This window comes from Belliella buryatensis (genome assembly GCF_900188245.1).
In the GTDB taxonomy this organism is placed as follows: Bacteria; Bacteroidota; Bacteroidia; order Cytophagales; family Cyclobacteriaceae; genus Belliella; species Belliella buryatensis.
Genome location: NZ_FZOK01000001.1, coordinates 117416 through 138895, shown reverse-complemented (window position 1 = coordinate 138895; position 21480 = coordinate 117416). Strand labels below are relative to the sequence as shown.

Below are 21480 nucleotides of genomic sequence, written 5' to 3'. Positions count from 1 at the left end.
TTCTAGATTTTTAATATCTCTTACAAATATACCATCCTGAATTGGTATTGTTTATTTCTACCCTAAAAATTGAAATCATTAGATTCTACCTTGGTTTTTCAGTTTCCAATAACGAAGAAGCCCTGCGACGGACATCCAGCTAGGATTTGCATACTCGTATACTTGCATGGTTTCGTTACTAACACCTTTTGAAACCAATTGTGATTTGGTATATTCCATAAAAGCTGGAATTATTTCTTGAGGTGTTTTTGCCTGCTCAAAATAAGGTTTCATCCAATTTGCCCAATCATCTATTAAAGCTTCTAAACTTTCAAGATGACTTTCAATATCTGTAACAATTCCAAAATGTGTTAAATACAATAATTTTGGTTCCTGACTTTTAATTAGTGCAATGGATTTTTTCCAATTTTCAATATGTATGTCAGGGGGAGGACAAGGAGGGACTACTGGCCCATTGTTTATTTTTACGCCACCCACATCACCTGTAAAAATCACATCATTCAATCTCCAAGCGATATGATGAACTGCATGTCCAGGGGTATGTAAGGCTTGAAAAGTCACATTACCAAATTCGAAAACCTCCTCGTGAGATACAGCATAAAGTAGAGACTTGTCAATCGGCTCCATCTTACCCCATAGTTTATCCATATCATCCCCATATATCTGAGCAGCAGAATTCCATAATTTCTCAGGTGAGTTCAAATGAGGAAGACCCACGGGATGTACATATATTTTTGCCCCTCGATTGGCAAATTCCCATGCAGCCCCAGCATGGTCAAAATGAATATGGCTAAGTAAGACATGCTGAATATCTTCTAATTTATAACCGACTTTTTCAATCCCCAATTTTAATTGACCAAAAGTAGTATTAGGACCTGTTTCAATGAGTATTGGCCCTACAGTTGTTTCTATCAAAAAACTGGCTATTGCTTCTTCTGTTTCTAAAAATATAAGATCTATGATATGTATTTGATGCATTATCCAAAGAGGGTGTAGTTTCCAAATTGATCCATAGGTGAAGTTTTTCTTAAAACTGCGGCAGTATCATTATTTATATTATTGACTAGTGGAGAAACAGTATAACTTGACATCTCTTCGGCAGGGAAAGGTTGGAGCATGGCAATTAACTGCTCTTCAGTGCTGTAGTTGTCTAACCACTTCTTTTCATCTTCTTTGCGTAGTATTACTGGCATACGGTCATGTACCTCTCCCACAGTTTTATTGGGTTCTGTTGTTAAAATTAAAAAGGTATGGTTAGTCTCACCTTTGTCATTTTCATATTCTTCCCATATCCCAGCAAAAGCAAATAGACCTTCATCACTCAAAGTAAACCTATAAGGTGTTTTTGTTTTTTTACCAATTCTTTTCCATTCAAAAAATCCATCTGAGGGGATCAAGCAACGTCTTTTTTCAAAAGAGGACTTGAAGGAAACCTTTTGGTTGATTGTTTCTGATCTCGCGTTGATTAATTTTTGGGAGACAGGTTTGTTTTTAGCAAAATCAGGAGTGATTCCCCAATAGAAAAATGAAAAACCTTTTGGGCTGTCTGAAGTCAAAACAGGAAGAAGTTGAGTGGGTGCAATATTAAATCGTGGTTTAAAATCACCAAGCATTTCTGCTTGAAACCTTTCTTCCAATTCTATTTTACTTTTGTTGAGTGAGTATCTTCCACACATGTGATTCGGGATATATTGGGTAAATTACTGATCTGAATTGATAAATTCAAATGCTCTTTTTTCTGACCAGTAGATATCGGCACTTTTTCTAGGACTGAAACCAACATGACCACCATATTTAGGGAATTCCATCCATATTTGATCTAACTTTTTCGCTTGAGAAATAGGAAAGCATTTTTCGGTCAAAAACGGATCGTTTTGAGCATTTAGAATCAATACAGGGATACTTATTCCTTCAAGAAAGTAAATTGACGAATTTTGTTCGTAGTAATCATGTGCATCTTTGAATCCATGAATGGGGCCTGTAAAATAATCATCAAAATCTTTAAGTGTCTTTATTTTTCTTAGAGTTCCAACTGGGATGTTATCTGGATAAATCACTGCTTTTTTTATAACTTTTTCTTTTAAAGTGGATAGGAAGCGTTTTGCATAAATGATATTCTCTCCTGAAGAAATCTTTTCGCACGAAGACTCCAAGTGTAAGGGTACTGATATAGCTACTGCTCTTTTGATTTTTGGATTGATTTGTTTCTGTTCGCCTAGGTATTTGAGTGTAAGGTTGCCGCCCAAGCTAAATCCAATTAAATAAATTTCTTGATAATCTATTGAGGCATGATTGACTACTGTATCGAGGTCATAGGTAGCTCCTGAATGGTAAAAAATTGGTTTTTTATTCATTTCTTCGCTACATCCACGAAAGTTCCAGGTAAGAACGTCAAAGTTTTTTTTAAAAAATTGATGTGCCATTCCAACCATATATGGTCTACGGCTATTCCCCTCTAGACCATGACTGATTATGACTAGTTTGGATGCATCAGACTTCAACCAATCCAAATCCAAGAAGTCACCATCGGGGGTGTTAATCCTTTCTCTATCAAAGGGTAAGGAGATGGATTCTCTGAAAAGACTTGGTATGATGGTCTGTAAGTGACCATTGAACATCCATTTTGGATTTTGATATTCTGTTGTTTTAATCAGTGGCATTTCTGAACTATCCTGCTACTTTATCGATTTCAAATCATGAAAATACTATTATTAAATTTGAATAAAGATATTTTAACGACTATTTTTGACCTGCTTAAAAATTGACTAGGATAGTAAAAACATATGGCCGAAATTATAAGAATGCCCAAGATGAGCGATACCATGGAAGAAGGGGTGATCGCAGCGTGGTTGAAGAAAGTTGGTGATGAAGTAAAACCTGGGGATATCCTTGCAGAGGTAGAGACCGATAAAGCTACCATGGAATTGGAATCCTACGAGGAAGGGGTGCTACTTCACATTGGTGTGCAAGAAAAAGACGCTGTACCTGTCAATGGGGTAATAGCCATCATTGGTGAAAAAGGAGAAAATATAGATGCTCTTCTGAAGGAAGCAAATAATGGTGAAAGTTCTTCTGCGGAGCAAAAAGAAGATAAGCCAGCTGCTAAAGAAGAGAAATCTGAAAAGGCTGAAAACTCGAAATCAGCTGAGAAAATAGATACTTCTGATATCAATGCTACATTGATCACCATGCCAAAAATGTCAGATACCATGACAGAAGGTGTGATTGCTTCCTGGCTTAAGAAAGTAGGAGATGAAATCAAAGCTGGTGATATCATCGCAGAAGTAGAAACGGACAAAGCTACCATGGAATTGGAGTCCTATGAAGATGGTACGCTACTTTATATTGGGGTAGAAGCAGGAGATGCTGTAGCAATCGATGGGGTGATCGCAGTGATCGGCGAGAAAGGAGCAGATTATGAAAAACTAATCAAAGCTCATGCTCAGAAAGATGACTCAGCAGACGAACCATCATCTGCTCAAGAAGAAAAGAAAGAAGAAGCACCTGCTCCAAAAACAGAAAGTAAGTCAGCACCTTCAGAGGTGTCACCAAATAATACAACTACAGCAGACGGAGATAGACTTAAAGCATCTCCTTTAGCAAAGAAATTAGCTTCTGATAAAGGTATTGATATTTCTCAAGTCAAGGGATCTGGAGAAGGTGGAAGAATCATCAAAAGAGATGTTGAGAATTTCAATCCAGCAACAGCACAAACTCCAGTAGCACAAGCCACAGCTGCTTCTGCTCCAATTGTAGGTCAAGAGTCTTTCACTGAGGAGAAAGTATCTCAAATGCGAAAAGTGATTGCTAAGAGATTGGCTGAGAGTAAGTTCACTGCCCCTCATTTCTACTTGACCATGGAAATCAACATGGACAAAGCTATAGAGGCCAGAAAAAGCATGAATGAAGTATCTCCTGTGAAAATTTCTTTCAATGATATGGTCATCAAGGCAGCAGCAGCAGCTTTACGTCAGCACCCGAAAGTAAATTCTTCTTGGTTGGGTGATAAAATCAGATACAATGACCATATCCACATTGGTATGGCTGTGGCGGTAGAAGAAGGGTTATTGGTTCCAGTGATTAGATTTGCTGATTCTAAGTCCCTTTCTCAAATATCAAATGAAGCTAAATCTCTTGGAGGAAAAGCCAAAAACAAAGAATTACAACCTAAAGATTGGGAAGGAAATACATTTACCATTTCTAATTTGGGGATGTTTGGTATTGACGAGTTTACTGCTATCATCAATCCGCCAGATGCATGTATCTTAGCAGTAGGGGGTATCAAAGAAACTGTGATTGTGAAAAACGGGCAAATGCAGGTAGGTAACGTGATGAAGGTTACTTTGTCATGTGATCATAGAGTAGTGGATGGAGCTGTAGGATCTGCCTTCCTGCAGACCCTCAAGGGGCTACTTGAAGATCCAGTTAGAATCTTGATCTAATCAATTTTAAAATTATATGTCAAAAAGTCCTGTTTATCGGGACTTTTTGTGTTTTGTATGGTTATTGAAAAGAGACATATATAATTTCTTTTGTCTTAAGTCTTAAAACATCATAAACATGGAAAAAATCAAATCCACCACGGTAGTTGCTATCAAGCACAATGGTGAAGTAGTCATTGGAGCGGATGGTCAGGCTACCATGGGTAATACAGTGGCGAAAAGTACAGTTAATAAAATCAGAAGATTGCAAGGAGGTAAAATTGTCACTGGATTTGCCGGGTCTACAGCAGATGCTTTCACACTTTTAGAAAAATTTGAAGAGAAGCTAGGAGCTTATGGGAATAACATGAAACGTGCAGCGGTAGAACTTGCAAAAGAGTGGAGAATGGATAGGATGTTGAGCAAGCTTGAGGCTATGATGATCGTAGCAGATGCACAAGATATCCTGATAATTTCTGGCACAGGGGATGTGATTGAGCCAGATTTGGAGATCGCTACCATCGGTTCTGGAAGTATGTATGCACAATCTGCCGGTAGAGCATTGAAGAAGTTTGCTCCGCAACTGACTGCGGAAGAAATGGTCAGAGAAAGTCTAGGCATTGCAGCAGATGTCTGTATTTACACCAATCACAACTTAGTAGTAGAAAAAGTCTCTCAGTAAGTTGAAAATTTCAAATCATAGTTTTTAAAAGCTAGGGGTTTTTTCTCCTAGTTTTTTTGTTTCGTTTCTGCGGATCCTTGTTGGTTACATTTCTATACCTGCATCTTTTTTCTCTTATTTATAGGAGTTCTGAGGTTGACTTCAAAAAACTAGATTATTTGCAGGGAATAATCTAGTTTTTTAAAACTTCAAGGAGCTTTCGGAGGTTATAGTGGTAGTAAAAAATAGCATCATGGAAAAAGCAACTGCTAAGAAAAACACAAAATCAGATCCGAAGCGTCAAATCATAGAAGGTTATATAACCTATATTTTGGAGCATGGGCAAGAACCAGCTTCTGTTTTTAAATTTGCCAAAGATCTTAAAATGAAGGAAGAAGCGTTCTATAACCATTTCACTTCTTTTGAATCAATAAAATCAGCTGTCTGGGGACATATATTTGAATTGACAATCCAGAATATAGAATCCCAAGAAGTATATAGAGAGTATAGTGCAAGAGAGAAATTACTTAGTTTCCTTTTTACCTGGATAGAAGAGCTTAAGAAAAATAGGTCTTATTTACTTTCTCTTTATACCAATAAGAAAGACGTGAAGAATTTACTCCCTTCCGAAATCAAGAGTTTTAAATCAAAATTCAAAGATTTCGCTAATGAGATAATTCTTGAAGGAAAAGAAACAGAGGAAATAGCCAATAGACCTATTATTGCAGATCGTTATGATGAAGCATTATGGATTCAGGTTTGGTTTGTGTTTCAATTCTGGTTGAAGGATAACTCACCGGCATTTGAGAAAACAGATGCAGCTATAGAAAAATCAGTAAACCTAGCATTTGATCTAATGGGTAAAAGTGCCCTCGATACTTTCATTGATTTTGCGAAGTTTTTATATCAAAACAAATAATCAAAAGGAATCATGGAGAGTAAGATAAGAGAGCAGGAGAGTATTCCTACTTCTAAAGTTCAGAGAGCTGCGAAGTTCATCAAAACAGGAGCAAAAGTCGGTGGTAACTATGTCAAGCATTATGCGAAAAAGGTGGTCAACCCATCATTGACAAAAGAGAATTTACATAATGAAAATGCCAATGACATCTACAACTCATTAAGCGAGCTTAAGGGGTCAGCTCTGAAGGTAGCTCAGATGATGTCTATGGACAAGAACATCCTGCCAAGAGCATATCAGGATAAATTTACGATGGCACAATACAGTGCCCCACCCTTATCATACCCTTTGGTAGTAAAGACTTTTCAAAAGTACTTTGGCCAAAGTCCTGAAGGTTTATTTGAGTCATTTACCAAGTCAGCAGTAAATGCAGCTTCTATTGGTCAAGTGCATCAAGCTACCATCGATGGTAAAAAACTAGCAGTTAAAATTCAATATCCTGGAGTAGCCGATTCTGTAAGTTCAGATTTGAAATTAGTTCGACCATTTGCATTGAGGTTACTCAATATGAATGAAAAAGAGCTTGATCACTACATGGAAGAAGTAGAGGAGAAGTTGCTTGAGGAGACGGATTATAAGCTAGAAGTGGCCAGATCTAAAGAGATTTCATCAGCATGTGCTCACATTGCTAATCTGAACTTCCCGAGCTATTATGAAGAGTTGAGTTCAGAAAGAGTAATCACTATGGATTGGATAGATGGTCTTCATATCAAAGAGTGGTTGGAACAAAAGAATCCTAGTCAAAAAGATAGGAATAAAATAGGCCAAGCACTATGGGACTTCTATCATCATCAGGTACACAACCTCAAACAAGTACATGCAGACCCTCACCCGGGAAATTTTATTATACAAAACGATGGTAAGTTGGGAATCATAGATTTCGGTTGTGTAAAAGTCATACCCGAGGATTTTTATCAGGGTTATTTTTCATTGATCAAGAGAGATTTGCTAATCAATGAAGAAGAACTCAATCAGATTTTCTATGGCCTAGAGTTTATTTCGGATAAAGATACTGAAGAGGAGAAAGGTTATTTCAAGGGCGTTTTCAAAGAAATGATTTCTCTTCTTGGAAAACCATTTCATGTGGAAACCTTTGATTTTGCTGATGATAGCTACTTTGAGCAGATTTTCCAACTCGGTGATAGGATATCAAATGAAAAGATGTTCAAGAAATCCCGACAAGCAAGAGGTTCAAGGCATGGTCTCTATATCAATAGAACCTATTTTGGCATCTACAATCTTCTCAATCAACTCCAAGCGAATATCAAAACTACGAAGCCTGATTGGCTGAAATAATCCTAGAAATTAATAATTGTGCACTTAAAGACAGAAAAGGGTAGCCATATTGGCCACCCTTTTTCTTTTTGTCTCAATATCATCTGGATTTAATTAACCAATCCCTCTTTTCTTAATTCTTTTTTCAATGCATCCACATATTCTCGAGCAAATCCACTAATATCATTAGGATTTAATGTTCTCGATTGAGCAGACCAAAGTAATTTGAGGGATTCAGAATCATATAGATTTGTTTCCATAAAGTATTTTTTGTCTGTAGTATAATACCCCTGATTCCAGCCTGCTCCATGCCAATGATTGAAATATCCGCCGAAATTCCCGTAGTATCCAAACCTACCCATTGGTGCAAAGACGGGGCCTACTTGTCCACCTGGGATATACCTTTCTTCCTCTTCTATATCGATCAAGGTGATGGTCATGATGGCTTCTGAACTGGTCGATTTTATAGCTTCTAGAATTTTATCCTTGCTAGGTTCTCCGCTATCAAAGAAATCAGGCGTGAGATTATCGATACTTTTTGTTGTGCTTACATTTCGATTTTGCAATCTGGATGCAAATTCATGCTCCACATTTTGTCTTATTTGTAGATCTTCTGTTAGAGCTGCTATATAAATACTGTTATAGCCTGATTTGGCTTCTTCTGATTTCCAGGTTGCTGTGATTTGGGTGGTGGGAGCACAGCTAGTTGACAAAATTAGAAGAGTGATTACTGAAAATAAAATAGTCCTTTTCATGATAGTAGTTAATTGATTAAACATCTGTTTTTTCAATAGTGCTACTCAAAAAGTGCAAACCTTATTCCAAAATTGGACTTTGATAGAAAAATAGAGCTATAATGAACATCAGTATTTGATTGGTTTATATTCTTTTTTCCAAAAATGCCACCATCTTTTTCTGTTTTGTATGATGATAATCTCGCCGATCAATACTTCTCTGGATTCCTCCATTTCAAAGTCCTGATAAATTGGCAGTTGGTCTTTTTTAAATTTCATTGAAACAGATTCATAACCAATGAAACGAACTTCTATTTCATTTTTATTTCTTTTCAAGTCATTTGGGATATCAATTTTGAATTTTCCTTCAATACTTGATGTGGTTCCTATTCGTGTGTTTTTAAGTAGAATAACTGCTCCAGGTATTGGTTCTTTTGTAATTGCATCAATTACTTTACCTGAAATGAAGCTTTCCGTACTAGCATTTTTTAAAACTTGAAAATTTATATTGAGCAATTCTGGAGAAGTCTGTCCTATTGTGAAATTTTTGTCTTGAGGGATTTGATTTTTTGCGTTGATTTTATCTGTCCCAGCAAATAGAAATAATCCTGTTATTACTTTGAAAGCTAAAGAGTGCCTATATGTTCTAGCTGCTTTGTAAAGAAAACTTTTATGGTGTATGTTTATTCTACCACAAACCTTTTGATTACTGTTGTTCATATATTGAAGAATTTCTTCATTCGATAAATTTGTAAAATCAACTACCGTCGTTTTACATTTTGAACAAAAGCCACCATTTTCATTTAAAGAAAATGACTCCCATTTTTTATCACACGGCTTTTTGATTGATACTTTTAGATTTTTATCAGCCATATTTATTGTTTTTTTTAAATTACTCCTCTATTTAAAACCTAAAAGGTTGTTTCACTGATTTGGTTGTTTGTCTTTTGGTTTTTTAAGTTCAATAGTATGAAAATCTGACAATTGATTTGTGCGGATTGTAACGGATTTTTTGTCATTTTCAAAATGGCTAAAAATTAGCTTTATTTTCTTTTTAGTATAGTTTACGGGTACTTTAAGGTTGAATTCTCCAATTTTATTTGTTACAGTTCCTTCAGTAGAGTTTTGAATTAGGATTGCGACACCTTCAAGTGGTTTTTTTGATTCGCTATCTATGACTTTACCTTTAATCATACGCTCCGAACTATCATTTATGAGCGATTGGAGCTTAAGTGTCCCAGATTTTTGTTCTATTTGTTTAGTGATAATGTTCTTGTCCTGGGGATAAATACTTTTGGCTATTACTTGAGAAGATCCAGCAAAATAAAATATTCCTGCTAAAACTATCACTACAGCAAAATTCTTGAAAGAAATGGCTGCATCAAAAAGAAAACTTTTACGATGTTTGTTTATTTTCGAACAATCTTTTTGACTTTTGGTGTTCATGTATTGCTGAAAAATTTCATGGTATAAATTCAAAAAATAGACAACCATCGATTCGTATTTTGAGAAATATTTAATATTTAGATTTATGGTAAATGTGCCCCATTTTTTATCATAAGGCTTTTTGGCTGATAGTTTTAAGTTTTTATTATTCATGTGTTTCCAAATCTCTTTAATGTATCTTATATCTAGTAGTAGACTTATACACTTTAATATACAAACTAAAACTTACAATCAAAATCCTTACCTCTTGTAGCTAATTCTATAAATGCAATTAGCCATATCATCAGAGACGAGTATACTTCCATCAGGGAGTTGGAGAACATCTACCGGTCTGCCCCATACATCTTGACTAGCATGGTCTAGCCAACCTTCAGCAAAGACTTCTTCTTTTTGTACTTTACCACTGTTGTCCAAGATTACCCTTGTAAGTTGGTAACCTGATTTCTTACTTCTGTTCCAGGAACCGTGCTTGGCTACGAAGATGGAATTTTTGTATTGACTTGGGAATTGACTTCCTGTGTAGAATCGCATACCTAAAGGGGCGGTGTGAGCACCAAGTTTTGCAGCTGGAGCAGCATAAGCATCTTTGCTTTTTCCTTTATTGCCAAATTCTGGATCCTTCACATCCCCAGCATGCCAATATGGATAGCCAAAATGCATCCCCTTCTTAGGAGCATGATTCAATTCGCAATCAGGGATATCGTCTCCCATCATGTCTCTTCCATTGTCTGTAAACCATAGCTCCTTGGTGTCTGGATGCCAATCGAAACCTACCGTATTTCTAACTCCCTGAGCAAAGATTTCTGGTTTGATAGTGCTGGCGTTGACATCAATTCTGGTGATAGTTGCATAGATTTCCTCAGGTTCACAGATATTACATGGAGCACCTATAGGGACATAAAGTAAGCCATCTGGCCCAAAAGCAATGAATTTCCAACCATGATGGGCCTTGTCAGGAAATTGGTCGAAGATGATTTCGGACTTTGGAGTGGCAAGGTTTTTCTCAATGTCTTTGAAGCGATGGATTTTGCTCACTTCGGCTACATAGAGGTGTCCTCCTTTGAAAGCCACACCATTGGGCATGCGAAGTCCTTCGGCAAGCGTGTACATTTTATCTGCTTTACCATCTTTGTTATTGTCTTGAAGTGCATAGACTTTATTGCCCTGTCTGTTACCTACGAAGACGGTTCCATTATCGCCAAGAGCTAGAGAGCGAGCATTGGGCACATCCTCAGCCCAGACAGAGATTTCAAATCCAGCTGGAAGTTTGATCGTCTCTAGCTGAATGTAATTATTTTTTTGATTTTGAGCATTACAAGCAAAACTGATTAGCATTGCCGTAACAAATAGTATGTTTTTATACATATCGATTTTTTTTAGCCATTCAATAACTTAAATATCAGTAAAATCTTTAAATATTCCGTCTTACTGATATATGAATGGGAGAATCCTTATTTTTGCGCCATGTTATCAATTAATAATCTTTCGTACTTCATCGGGGGCAGAGCATTGTATGAAAATGCCTCATTACATATCAAACCAAAGGATAAAATAGGGCTTGTCGGTCTCAATGGGACTGGAAAGTCTACATTGCTCAAATTGATCAACGGCGACTATCAGCCAAGCTCTGGAGAGATACAGAAAGCGAAAGATTGTACCATAGGGTTCTTGAATCAGGATTTGTTATCCTATCAGTCTGAAGATTCTATTTTGGATGTAGCGTTGGAGGCTTTTCAAGAGACACTTAGGCTTCAAGAAGAAATTGATAAAGTCCTCAAGCAGATGGAGACGGATTATTCTGATCAAATCATTGATAAGTTAGCCAAGCTTCAGGATCAGTTCGAAGCCAATGAAGGTTACACAATCAAAGCGAAAGCGGAGGAAGTATTAGAAGGGATTGGTTTCCAGACAGCGGATTTGCAAAGGCCTCTGAAGACATTCTCTGGAGGTTGGAGGATGCGGGTGATGTTAGCTAAGTTACTTTTAGAGAAGCCTTCCTTACTGATGCTCGATGAACCTACCAACCACTTGGATTTGCCTTCAATACAATGGGTGGAAAATTATCTCAAAACTTATGAAGGTGCAGTAGTGGTGGTCTCTCATGATCAGGAATTTTTGGATAATTGTATCGAAAAAACAGTAGAGGTGTCCCATGGGAGTTTGACTTTGTATGCTGGCAACTACTCTTTCTACAGGGAGGAGAAGAAGGAAAGAATGGAAATTCAGCAAAATGCTTATGAGAATCAACAGCAGATGATCAAGCAAACTGAGCGCTTTATTGAGAGATTCCGAGCAAAAGCGACTAAGTCTAATCAAGTACAGTCAAGAGTGAAAGCGCTGGAGCGATTAGATCGGGTCAATGAAGTTATTGATGATAATATTGCTGTTAATTTCAAATTCAAATTTTCTCAGCAATCAGGACGTGATGTGGTGACATTGGAGAATGTCTCCAAAGCTTATGGAGACTTAGTAATACTTCGAAATTCTACCGCTAGAATAGAAAGAGGGGATAAAATAGCATTGATTGGAGCTAATGGTAAAGGAAAATCTACTTTGCTTAGAATCGTAGACGGTACCGAGAAGATAGAAGGTAAGCGTGAAGAAGGATACAATGTCATCAAATCCTTCTATGCGCAACATCAGCTAGAAGCGCTCAATGTGAATAATGAAATTCTCCAAGAAATGAATCAGGCTGGATCAGCCAAAACTGAGCAGGAATTGAGGAATGTATTGGGCTGCTTTCTATTTACCAACGAGGATGTATTCAAAAAAATCAAAGTACTATCAGGAGGTGAAAAATCTAGAGTAGCCTTAGCCAAAACTTTGATTTCTGAGGCTAATTTCCTTTTGTTAGATGAACCTACCAATCACTTGGATATGCAATCTGTGAATATTTTGATTCAAGCTTTAGAACAGTATGAGGGTACATTTATCACTGTTTCTCATGATAGACATTTTATCAGGGGAGTAGCAAATAAAATATGGTATATCGAAAACCAAGAGATCAAAGAATACCTTGGGACTTATGAAGAATATTTGGATTGGAGTGCTAAGCAGGAATCTGAAAAAGCTCAATATGCAGGTATTCCAAAAGATATTGCCCCAAAAGAAGTTACCCCAAAACGTAGGGAAGTAGACCAGAATGAAGCAAATCAGTTGAAGAAGGAATTGAAGAAGAAGCAAAAAGACCTAGAGAAGTTAGAGTATGATATGATGGATATTGAAGAGCAGAAGGGAAGCCTAGAAGAAAAAATGGCTGATCCTGATGTTTTTAGTAATAGCCAAGAGTTAGATAAGCTAAATAGACAATACCAAAAAATCATAGATAAAGAAGCTGAACTAACCAAGTTTTGGGAGACTTTGGTGGAAGAGATCGAATACATTGAATTGGAGTTGGGGTAATTTTCAGAAATATCAATAACGAAATAGTATTTATTTGTTTAGGTTTAGAAGAGTTATTGTAATTTGGTCTGAAACTTGAACTGTAATTAAGATGCGTATTTATTTTCTTAGTCTCTTTTTATTAATATCATTCACTTCTTTTGGACAAGGTCCAATCCAAGATCGCGTTTATGAAGAAAACATACAGTCTGTAAGGCTTTTTCCTCAATCACAGGATTTTGCTTCTCAGATGAGTTCTCCAGCTATTTCATTACAAGCAGGTTCTCCATTATTGCTTTCTTTCGATGATATCGCCTATGATCCAGATATGTATTCTGCTAGGATCATTCATTGTGACATGGATTGGACTCCATCAGACCTCAAGGAGAATGACTACCTGGTTCAGTTCAATGAATTTAATGTGACAGATTATAATTATTCGATTGATACTCGAATTCCATACATCCATTACAATTTTGTACTTCCTAAAGTTACCAAAAGTGGTAATTATGTAGTCCAAGTGTATAGGGGCAGAGAGCAGGATAAAACAATCTTGACGAGAAGATTTATGGTTTTTGATAATTCCATTCAAGTAGGAGCGAGGGTTGTTCCACCAAGTCAAACAGAAAACCGCAGGAAGCAACAACAATTAAATATCAACTTGAATTATAAAGGGAGAGAAGTATTAGATCCTAGGACTGGTTTCAGGATAGTGATTAGACAAAATCAGCGTTGGGATAATTTTATAACTGACCTCAAACCTACTATGGTAAGAGAAGATCTTAAAACGGTTGCTTATGAATTGTTTGATGGATCAAATGCTTTTTTTGCCGGAAATGAATTTCGTTTTGTAGACCTTAGGTACGTGAGAGCTAGAGGAAATAATGTAGCGCGTGTACAGATGGAAGAAGATGTGGTATTTGCTGAAACTTTAGTGGAAAAAGCCAGGCCATCAGCAGCTTATTCTCAATATTTAGACATGAATGGACAGTATGTGATTTTTAATTTTGAAAGAAGGAATCATGATCTGGAAGGCGAATATATGCTTGCTACTTTTAATCTAAGTCCAGAAGGTATCACTGATACGCCATATATTGTAGGAGCATTGACTAACTGGGGTAGAACTCCAGAAGCAAAAATGGAATTAAATAAAAAGAGCAATACCTATCAAGCGACACTCTTACTTAAGCAAGGCTGGTATGATTACCAGTTTGCATACAAAACTGATTCTGGTTGGAACATGTCTCCTGTAGAGGGAGATCATTTTGAGACTGAAAATGAATATGAAGTCCTAGTTTACTTCAGAGATGTAGGGAGTAGGTACGATGAACTGGTAGGTTATGTCAATGTCAATCCAAATAAAAGAAGATTATAAAAAAAGCCCGGCCAATTGGCCAGGCTTTTTGACTTTTAAGCTTTTTGGTGATTAAGCCGATTCAGATTCATCTCCCTCTGATTCTTGAGTTTTGTTTCTTTCTTGCAATGATTTGTAAGGAATGAAACCTTCTCTTTTGAATTTGTAAGGTTCTGTTCTTTGGTTAGGTGCATGGTTTGCAAGGTCTAGCATACCAAAGCCTTTATGGGTGAATGCCCCAAGACCACATTTGAACACGAAATCCTGCACTTCTGGGGCTGCATATAAAGTGAAAGGAAGAGTATAACCTCTTACTTCATACTTGACATCCATGTCGTAAACAGAATAGATTCTAGCAAATTTCTTTTGCTGCTCTCTGAGCTTATTTACATAATTCATGTCAGGGACAACTTGGAACTTGTAGAAAGACTCCATCTGCTCTTGTGAGTACCAACCTGATCTTTCCATTCTGGTCAGGGTAGATTCATACAGTAGATCTGAAAATTCATCAGAATCTGGATTGATAAATCTCTTACCTGACTCATCATTGAAAGATGGAGTCAATAAGACAAGAGGGGAGATGCAGACGAACTTGTTCGAAGTCTCCAATTCTGGCTCTGTTTCCACCTCTGTATATTCAGGAGAGATGACTAAATTCCCCAATTCAATTTTCGGAGTTGCAAATACTTGCTCAAGCAGATAGTCCATAAACTCTTCATTGGGTGATGAAAGCACTAAAGTGACTAAGCTTGAGTAATAGTGAAGTCCGCTTCTACTTACCTTGGTCTGACCTTTTAGACCTGAGAAGTTGAAGTAATTGTAATTGAAAAACTCCTCGCGGCCACCTTTTACGATAAGCCCTTTGAGAAACTGTGCCAGAATATACTGGTGGTGAAATGGTAAATAAGCACCTTTGTTTTTTAACGAAAATATTAAACGAATTCTCACGGTTTGTTAAAAATAAGTTTGAAACAATTATTTAACTGTAATTTGACTTTAATTATGTGTTTTATTTAAAGGTTCTTGCAAAAGTACAAATTTTTTTCAAAGTTTCATTAAACATTGAATCTAAAATGCATAATATCACCGTCTTGGACTACATATTCTTTACCTTCTATTGCAATTTTACCATTTTCACGGCACGCAGCTTCAGTTTTGTACTTTTCATACTCTGATAGTTTGATCACTTCTGCTTTAATAAAACCTCTTTCAAAATCAGTATGAATAACACCAGCGGCTTGTGGAGCTTTCCAGCCTTTCTTGATGGTCCAAGCTCTTACTTCTTGAACACCTGCGGTGAAATATGTAATTAAATCCAACAAAGCATAAGCAGCTGCTATCAGCCTATTCAAACCACTTTCTTCTAGGCCATATTCAGAAAGGAACATTGCTTTTTCATCAGCGTCCTCAAATTCTGCAATTTGAGCCTCCAATGCAGCACATAGTATGATAACTTCCGCATTTTCTTCTCTAACTTTCTCTCTTAATTGACTGACAAATTCATTGCCTGACTGAATACTTCCTTCGTCAACATTGGCCACATATAAAACTGGCTTGATTGTCAAAAGGTGTAAATCTCTGACAGCTTCCAAATCTTCTTTTTCAACCTCTACTGCTCTAGCATTTTTACCATCTGTCAATGCCTGCTTGAATCTATTTAGGGTCTCTAATTCCTTTCTAGCCTTAGCATCACCTGATTTAGCTATTTTTTCCAGTCTTTGAATCTTTTTCTCTACAGATTCTAGATCTTTTAGTTGAAGCTCCGTGTCAATCACCTCTTTGTCAAACACAGGATCTACTCCACCAGCTACATGGACAATGTTGTCATCATTGAAGCATCTAATAACATGAATGATAGCATCTACCTCACGGATATTAGCTAAGAATTTGTTTCCTAGACCTTCGCCTTTGCTTGCACCTTTCACCAACCCTGCAATATCTACAAATTCTATTACAGTAGGCATTACTCGCTGAGGGCTGACCAAATTTTCTAGCACTTGCAACCTTCTGTCAGGTACAGTCACTACACCCACATTTGGTTCGATGGTGCAAAAAGGGAAGTTTGCAGCCTCAGCCTTTGCACTTGATAAAGCATTAAATAAAGTAGATTTTCCAACGTTGGGTAGGCCAACGATGCCACACTGTAAAGCCATTAGTTATCTTTTATAATTTGAATATTTTATACTCTTTATATCCCCTGTAAAACTCTAAAATAGAAACTCTAAATACAGTATAAACTGGGATGGCAAATATCATCCCAGGGATACCTGCGATTTTTGCACCCGCAAAGATAACAACAAAAATTTCAAGTGGATGCGCTTTTACAGATTTAGAAAATATCAAGGGTTGCAAGACCAAATTGTCGGTCAATTGTACTACTGAGAATACTGAAAGAATCTTGATGATGAAAAAAGGAATCTCACTACTCTCTCCAAAACTTCCCGTAGTCAATCCCACCAAAACTCCAAAGGTAGCTCCAAGTAAAGGACCAGCATAGGGGATTAGATTTGCTACCGCTGCAAAAAAGGCAATGGTCAAAGCATATTCAATACCTAAAATAGTCAATCCAATGGAAGCTATGGAAAATATTGCTGACATTTGAATCAAAAGACCAATCAGGTAATTAGAAAGTAATTTTTCTACCTTATTGAATGTAGATACATAAAGCTCAAAATATGCATTAGGGACTAGATTGATTATATTTCTTCTTAAAAGGCCATTTTCAAGAAGTAAGAAAAAAGTAATGAAAGCTACTGCCATCGTACCGACTAGTAAAGTACTTGTGGTACTTAAAACAGTGTTTACAAAGCCTTGGATGTTAATGATATTGAAGCTGGAGATTAAGTTTTCCCTTACTTGCGTGATCAAGAATCCTGGTTCGCTGTCAATAAGTCTATATTTGATCAATACATCCTCAACTTTTCCAGCGGGGTTTTGGATTTGTTCGTAAAGAAAATCCAAATCGTATGTCGCGATAATTTGAATCTGTGTAGAAATCAGGGGGATGAATAGTAGTCCCACTATGATTAAAAATGTGATGACAACTGTGAAGGAAACCAAAATCGAAAACCATCTCGGAATGTGCCTTCCAAGTAGATGGATTGAGCTTATTCTATTGGTTAGTGGTCTTAATACTGCGGCAATGATGACTGATATTAGTATGTAGAAGGCAATATTTGAAAAGTACCACCCTACTATAAAAAAAAGGATGGTAAATATGGAAACGTAAACGATTACCTTTTTCATAAAGTCTTATAAAAAAAGAGAAAGAAACAACGCTGGTAAAGTCATATAACTAACCTAATATAGACAAAATCTGTCTATTCTTGTTTCTTTCTCTTTTTAGGATATTATCAGAGATGGAAATCAATCCCATCTTAATTCGTCATCATACTCAGACTCTTCCTCGTCAAACTGTGAAAAGTCAACTTCCGGCATTAAGTCAGTTTTCACATGCTCAACTGTATTTTGTAAAGCTTCTAAAAACTTCCCAAAGTCTTCTTTGTAAAGGAAAATTTTATGCTTTTCAAAAGAGAAGGAGTCTCCATTGACTCTTCTTTTACTTTCGGTGATGGTTAAGTAGTAATCATTTGATCTTGTTGATTTTACATCGAAGAAGTAAGTTCTTTTACCTGCCTTCACTCTCTTAGAGAAGATCTCTTCTCTGTCATTTCCTCTGTTGTCTTCCACAGCCCTAAGTTTAATGTTGTTGTTTTAAGCAATTAAATCGGGAGACAAGATAAATCAATTCGTGATAGAAATTCAAGCAGTCAAACAGTTTTTTTTAAATATGAAGTCGAATAACTTTGTCGAACGCATGATTTACGTGTTTAAATAATTAAAGGGGCTCTTGCCCCTTTAATTATTCGCCATGCATGAAAATTTTCTTTGCAAGCAATTCTTCTTCGGATTCTCTGTGGTCCGGGTCATCCACACAGCAATCTACTGGACATACAGCTGCACACTGTGGCTCCTCGTGAAATCCTGTACATTCTGTACATTTCTCAGTGACAATGTAATAAAACTCGTCAGAGACAGGTTCTTGCTTCTCAGAAGCATCTACTATGGTACCATCGGGTAATGTCACTTCCTTAAGATTGGTCCCACCAGCCCAAGTCCATTCGATCCCACCTTCATATATCGCCGTATTCGGACATTCTGGTTCGCATGCACCGCAGTTAATGCATTCATCCGTTATCATTATCGCCATTTTTCAGTCAATTTTAAATTCGATTCAAAATTAATAAGCAATTAACATATGCACCAAAAAAATGTTGTCATGCTAATTAATTTATATTCAATCTAGCTAAGGTTTTTTAATTTAGGTAACTTTGTAGCAGAAATTTCAAAAAATGACACTATCAGAAAGAATAGATGCCTTTGTGCAATTAGGCGAAATAATCAAAAATCTAAGTAATGAAAAGTTTGAGAGCTTAGCTTGGCGAGTGGAAAACAACAATAGCTGGTTTACACCGGACCATACCAAGCTAGCTCTAAATGGTCTAGAGTTATTCTTAGAAAGAGCAGCTTTAGAAACTTGGACGGATCAATACAATATAGATTCAAAATTGATGACTAAAGAGATTGGTGTCTTAATGGCTGGTAATATACCAGCCGTTGGTTTTCATGATTTATTAGCGGTGTTGATTACTGGTCATAAAGCAGCTGTCAAGTTGAGCTCAGCCGATACGGTTTTGATAAAATGGTTGGTCAATGAGCTAATTCATATTGATGAAAGATTTAATGATTTGATCAGTTTTGAAGAAATGCTAAAGGCTAAGGACGCTTATATAGCAACTGGGAGTAATAATTCAGCTAGGTATTTTAATTATTATTTTGGGAAGTATCCAAGCATTATCAGAAAAAACCGAACATCTGTAGCAGTATTAAAAGGAGATGAAACAGCAGCAGATTTTGTTCGGTTGGGTAATGATATTTTTCAGTATTTTGGCTTAGGATGTAGAAATGTATCCAAACTTTTTATTCCAAATAAGCAGATCTTACAATCGATGCTGGACGCAATGGAAGGTTTTCATATTTTATCTAGTAATCATAAATACATTAACAATTATGATTACAATAAATCCATTTACCTGATTAATGGCGAAGATCATTTGGACAACGGATTTTTGATCTTAAAAGAAAGTCAAGACTTGGTTTCCCCAATTTCCGTGGTTTATTTTGAACTTTATGAAGATTTAGCTACGCTACAAAACCACTTCAACAAATTAAAAGATAATATTCAATGTGTGCTTAGCAGTGATGCATGGTTTGAAAACAGCATCCCTTTTGGTCAGGCTCAATGCCCAAAGTTGGATGATTATGCTGATGGAGTAGATACAATTCAGTTTTTATTAGGGTTAAAATAATCAAGTGTTTGAATAAATAGGGAGCGTAAACTCAAATTCGCTCCCTAAATTTTCTTTGCTCCTAATACTAAATTTACCATCATTTTTCTGAATGTAGTCTCGTACTAAAATTAAGCCCAAACCAGTTCCTGTTTCATTTCTTCTTCCCGAAGTTGTAAAGCTTTCTCCTTTTTCAAGTTTTTCGAGATTCTCTTTAGAAATCCCAGTTCCTGTATCTTTTACTTTAATAGATATTTCATTTCCAATTTGAGAAGCTTTCACTACAACTGTATCACCTGCTTGAGAAAACTTCAATGCATTGCTAAGCAAGTTTCTAACTACTAGATCAATCATATTTTTGTCAGCATTAGCAAAGAGTTGATCTTGAATATCAAGCTGTATTTTTATATTTTTTTCCTTCGCGAAACTATCGAAAAGAACTTGCTCCTGTTTCAATAGTTGAGCAACATCAAATTGACTTTTTTCTATATATTCTCCTCTGAGTTGGGAACTAGTCCAAGCTAGAAGGTTCTCTAAAAGCAAAGAGACTGAATCCATATTTTTAGACACTTCGGGTAGAATTTCAAAGAATTCGTCTTTACTGACAATGCCGTTAGAAGTTAATTTTACCAAATCTCTAACCCCCAAAATAGGACCTTTGAGATCGTGAGAGATAATTGAAAAAAGCTTATCCTTGAGTTCATTGAGCTTTTTAAGTTCTTCTGCTTGTTTGATAAGTTGTGCACTAGTCTCTTTTTCTTCAGAAATATCATCAAACTGTATCAGAGTACCACTGAATATACTTTTGTTGTCTAACAGTGGAATGATATCTATTTTGTAAACCCTAGCACCTTTCCCAAAATCTAATTTTAACTCCAAAGTTTGATTTTGACGTAGTTCAATAGTTTCAAGAATTTGCGAGTTTGTATTGAATAATTCTGTTACCGTTTTTCCGACCAATTTGATTTTATTTTGATTCATGATATCTAGTACTTGAGTATTGAAGTCAATAATTCGATTTCTCGGATCAATGACCAAAACTCCTGTACTCATGGCCTGGATTACCTTGGCTCTCGCGATAGGCTTGATATCGAATAGATCAAATTTGAGTAAGCCAACACCGATGATTATATATAGAAGTAAAAAGGAATAGGGTGTTAAGTCTATGTGTTCAAAAGGCCTATATCCGAGTAAGTAAAATAAGTTAACAAGCCATGGAAAGACTCCTCCTGCTATTATTGTGTAAGTCTGCTTTTTGAAAACTGGGTCTGTATTTTTGAATCTCAGAAAAAGTAAAATATTTCCAAACAATAATGCTACATAAAAGAAAGTCGTATGCACATAATACCAAGGTCCTATGGTAATTTTCAGCAAAGGAAATGGGCCTGTATTGACTAACTCTACTGCTGCGTAGTGTAATTGGTGAAGGTGGTTAGTTAATACAATTGAGTAAGTCATAATGGGAATAAAAAACACCAAAATCAGCGTGTTGGTATTTCTCCATCTTTCTAAACCCACATATTTGATGCAAAACCAAAGCCATAAACCAGGAGCAAAAGCTATCCCCAAATACTCAATTTTGATCCAAAATAGCATGTCTTCCAATCGGATACTAGCGAGTTCGAATCCATATGCAATTGACCATAATGCTACAGAAAGCATCGTGATTGCAAACCACCTCACATAATCATTGAGACGATAGATGATTACCGAGGACAAGATTGCTACCAAGAGCCCAGAAATCAGTAAAGTCAAGGAAAAAATATTGAAATCAAGTTGCATTAATTTATTGTGGTCTTAGGCAATTATAAAATTTCATCTAAATTAATTGAAAAAACAATCAAGTAGCATATACCCAGAAAAAAATTCCTTTTACTTTGAATATCAAATACAGCAAATCGA

At 36.4% G+C, this 21480-nt stretch carries 20 protein-coding genes; 7 read left to right on the top strand and 13 right to left on the bottom strand.

What is annotated here, in order from left to right; all coding sequences use genetic code 11:
* Positions 1–78 precede the first annotated feature (78 nt).
* The 3 genes from CHB66_RS00605 to CHB66_RS00595 are packed head-to-tail and all read right to left on the bottom strand — an operon-like array spanning position 79 to position 2660.
* Positions 79–978, bottom strand: a complete 900-nt coding sequence (locus tag CHB66_RS00605; protein ID WP_089236913.1) for an MBL fold metallo-hydrolase — start codon at positions 976–978, stop codon at positions 79–81.
* Entirely contained in the window at positions 978–1676 is a 699-nt protein-coding gene (locus CHB66_RS00600; protein ID WP_089236911.1) for an SOS response-associated peptidase, read from the bottom strand. Before CHB66_RS00600 ends, CHB66_RS00605 begins: the two co-directional genes overlap by 1 nt.
* Before the next feature lie 24 nt (positions 1677–1700).
* Complete coding sequence (locus CHB66_RS00595) at positions 1701–2660, bottom strand: YheT family hydrolase (RefSeq protein ID WP_089236909.1); 960 nt, start codon at positions 2658–2660, stop codon at positions 1701–1703.
* 123 nt (positions 2661–2783) lie between these two features.
* On the opposite strand from CHB66_RS00595, the gene CHB66_RS00590 reads away from it, so the two are divergent.
* The 4 genes from CHB66_RS00590 (at position 2784) to CHB66_RS00575 (ending at position 7336) form a co-directional block, all read left to right on the top strand.
* Positions 2784–4442, top strand: coding sequence for a pyruvate dehydrogenase complex dihydrolipoamide acetyltransferase (locus CHB66_RS00590; protein WP_089236907.1), 1659 nt, complete (start codon positions 2784–2786; stop codon positions 4440–4442).
* Between the two features lie 118 nt (positions 4443–4560).
* Positions 4561–5103 (top strand): ATP-dependent protease subunit HslV, encoded by a 543-nt coding sequence (gene hslV / locus CHB66_RS00585; protein WP_089236905.1) that lies wholly within the window; start codon positions 4561–4563, stop codon positions 5101–5103.
* A 232-nt stretch (positions 5104–5335) separates the two neighbouring features.
* On the top strand, positions 5336–6001 hold the full coding sequence (locus tag CHB66_RS00580) for a TetR/AcrR family transcriptional regulator (protein ID WP_089236903.1): 666 nt from the start codon (positions 5336–5338) through the stop codon (positions 5999–6001).
* 12 nt (positions 6002–6013) lie between these two features.
* A complete protein-coding gene (locus CHB66_RS00575; protein WP_089236901.1) occupies positions 6014–7336 on the top strand; it encodes an ABC1 kinase family protein in 1323 nt (440 codons plus the stop codon).
* Positions 7337–7425: 89 nt separating this feature from the next.
* On the opposite strand, the gene CHB66_RS00570 is transcribed toward CHB66_RS00575, so the two are convergent.
* From CHB66_RS00570 to CHB66_RS00555, 4 genes are all read right to left on the bottom strand, one after another.
* Positions 7426–8070 carry a hypothetical protein gene (locus CHB66_RS00570; protein ID WP_141107345.1) on the bottom strand — a complete coding sequence of 215 codons (645 nt, stop codon included), beginning with the start codon at positions 8068–8070 and terminating at the stop codon, positions 7426–7428.
* Positions 8071–8178: 108 nt separating this feature from the next.
* Positions 8179–8922 carry a carboxypeptidase-like regulatory domain-containing protein gene (locus CHB66_RS00565; RefSeq protein WP_089236897.1) on the bottom strand — a complete coding sequence of 248 codons (744 nt, stop codon included), beginning with the start codon at positions 8920–8922 and terminating at the stop codon, positions 8179–8181.
* Positions 8923–8973: 51 nt separating this feature from the next.
* Positions 8974–9648 carry a carboxypeptidase-like regulatory domain-containing protein gene (locus tag CHB66_RS00560; protein ID WP_089236895.1) on the bottom strand — a complete coding sequence of 225 codons (675 nt, stop codon included), beginning with the start codon at positions 9646–9648 and terminating at the stop codon, positions 8974–8976.
* Between the two features lie 87 nt (positions 9649–9735).
* A complete protein-coding gene (locus CHB66_RS00555; RefSeq protein ID WP_394335269.1) occupies positions 9736–10830 on the bottom strand; it encodes a PQQ-dependent sugar dehydrogenase in 1095 nt (364 codons plus the stop codon).
* Positions 10831–10959: 129 nt separating this feature from the next.
* Here CHB66_RS00555 and CHB66_RS00550 point away from each other — a divergent pair, with 129 nt between their 5' ends.
* Both CHB66_RS00550 and CHB66_RS00545 read left to right on the top strand, forming a co-directional pair.
* Entirely contained in the window at positions 10960–12897 is a 1938-nt protein-coding gene (locus tag CHB66_RS00550; RefSeq protein ID WP_089236891.1) for an ABC-F family ATP-binding cassette domain-containing protein, read from the top strand.
* 91 nt (positions 12898–12988) lie between these two features.
* Entirely contained in the window at positions 12989–14251 is a 1263-nt protein-coding gene (locus tag CHB66_RS00545; protein WP_089236889.1) for a type IX secretion system plug protein, read from the top strand.
* 51 nt (positions 14252–14302) lie between these two features.
* Here CHB66_RS00545 and cas6 read toward each other — a convergent pair whose 3' ends face one another.
* The 5 genes from cas6 to CHB66_RS00520 form a co-directional block, all read right to left on the bottom strand.
* The gene (cas6, locus tag CHB66_RS00540; protein ID WP_089236887.1) at positions 14303–15178 is read right to left on the bottom strand and encodes a CRISPR-associated endoribonuclease Cas6; all 876 of its coding nucleotides are present in this window, start codon (positions 15176–15178) and stop codon (positions 14303–14305) included.
* Between the two features lie 107 nt (positions 15179–15285).
* Positions 15286–16383 (bottom strand): redox-regulated ATPase YchF, encoded by a 1098-nt coding sequence (gene ychF / locus CHB66_RS00535; protein WP_089236885.1) that lies wholly within the window; start codon positions 16381–16383, stop codon positions 15286–15288.
* Between the two features lie 10 nt (positions 16384–16393).
* Positions 16394–17476: an AI-2E family transporter gene (locus tag CHB66_RS00530; protein ID WP_089236883.1), complete on the bottom strand. Its 1083-nt coding sequence runs from the start codon at positions 17474–17476 to the stop codon at positions 16394–16396.
* Between the two features lie 120 nt (positions 17477–17596).
* Complete coding sequence (locus tag CHB66_RS00525; protein WP_076502626.1) at positions 17597–17920, bottom strand: DUF3276 family protein; 324 nt, start codon at positions 17918–17920, stop codon at positions 17597–17599.
* A gap of 172 nt (positions 17921–18092) precedes the next feature.
* A complete protein-coding gene (locus CHB66_RS00520; RefSeq protein ID WP_089236881.1) occupies positions 18093–18440 on the bottom strand; it encodes a 4Fe-4S dicluster domain-containing protein in 348 nt (115 codons plus the stop codon).
* Positions 18441–18582: 142 nt separating this feature from the next.
* Here CHB66_RS00520 and CHB66_RS00515 point away from each other — a divergent pair, with 142 nt between their 5' ends.
* A complete protein-coding gene (locus tag CHB66_RS00515; protein ID WP_089236879.1) occupies positions 18583–19599 on the top strand; it encodes an acyl-CoA reductase in 1017 nt (338 codons plus the stop codon).
* On the opposite strand, the gene CHB66_RS00510 is transcribed toward CHB66_RS00515, so the two are convergent.
* Entirely contained in the window at positions 19600–21360 is a 1761-nt protein-coding gene (locus CHB66_RS00510) for a sensor histidine kinase (protein WP_089236877.1), read from the bottom strand. It abuts the gene before it with no gap.
* Positions 21361–21480 lie beyond the last annotated feature (120 nt).

Coding starts and splice junctions, on each gene's coding strand:
- CHB66_RS00605 (WP_089236913.1), bottom strand. CDS start 978: ATGCATCAAATACATATCATAGATCTTATATTTTTAGAAACAGAAGAA.
- CHB66_RS00600 (WP_089236911.1), bottom strand. CDS start 1,676: ATGTGTGGAAGATACTCACTCAACAAAAGTAAAATAGAATTGGAAGAA.
- CHB66_RS00595 (WP_089236909.1), bottom strand. CDS start 2,660: ATGCCACTGATTAAAACAACAGAATATCAAAATCCAAAATGGATGTTC.
- CHB66_RS00590 (WP_089236907.1), top strand. CDS start 2,784: ATGGCCGAAATTATAAGAATGCCCAAGATGAGCGATACCATGGAAGAA.
- hslV (WP_089236905.1), top strand. CDS start 4,561: ATGGAAAAAATCAAATCCACCACGGTAGTTGCTATCAAGCACAATGGT.
- CHB66_RS00580 (WP_089236903.1), top strand. CDS start 5,336: ATGGAAAAAGCAACTGCTAAGAAAAACACAAAATCAGATCCGAAGCGT.
- CHB66_RS00575 (WP_089236901.1), top strand. CDS start 6,014: ATGGAGAGTAAGATAAGAGAGCAGGAGAGTATTCCTACTTCTAAAGTT.
- CHB66_RS00570 (WP_141107345.1), bottom strand. CDS start 8,070: ATGAAAAGGACTATTTTATTTTCAGTAATCACTCTTCTAATTTTGTCA.
- CHB66_RS00565 (WP_089236897.1), bottom strand. CDS start 8,922: ATGGCTGATAAAAATCTAAAAGTATCAATCAAAAAGCCGTGTGATAAA.
- CHB66_RS00560 (WP_089236895.1), bottom strand. CDS start 9,648: ATGAATAATAAAAACTTAAAACTATCAGCCAAAAAGCCTTATGATAAA.
- CHB66_RS00555 (WP_394335269.1), bottom strand. CDS start 10,830: ATGCTAATCAGTTTTGCTTGTAATGCTCAAAATCAAAAAAATAATTAC.
- CHB66_RS00550 (WP_089236891.1), top strand. CDS start 10,960: ATGTTATCAATTAATAATCTTTCGTACTTCATCGGGGGCAGAGCATTG.
- CHB66_RS00545 (WP_089236889.1), top strand. CDS start 12,989: ATGCGTATTTATTTTCTTAGTCTCTTTTTATTAATATCATTCACTTCT.
- ychF (WP_089236885.1), bottom strand. CDS start 16,383: ATGGCTTTACAGTGTGGCATCGTTGGCCTACCCAACGTTGGAAAATCT.
- CHB66_RS00530 (WP_089236883.1), bottom strand. CDS start 17,476: ATGAAAAAGGTAATCGTTTACGTTTCCATATTTACCATCCTTTTTTTT.
- CHB66_RS00520 (WP_089236881.1), bottom strand. CDS start 18,440: ATGGCGATAATGATAACGGATGAATGCATTAACTGCGGTGCATGCGAA.
- CHB66_RS00515 (WP_089236879.1), top strand. CDS start 18,583: ATGACACTATCAGAAAGAATAGATGCCTTTGTGCAATTAGGCGAAATA.
- CHB66_RS00510 (WP_089236877.1), bottom strand. CDS start 21,360: ATGCAACTTGATTTCAATATTTTTTCCTTGACTTTACTGATTTCTGGG.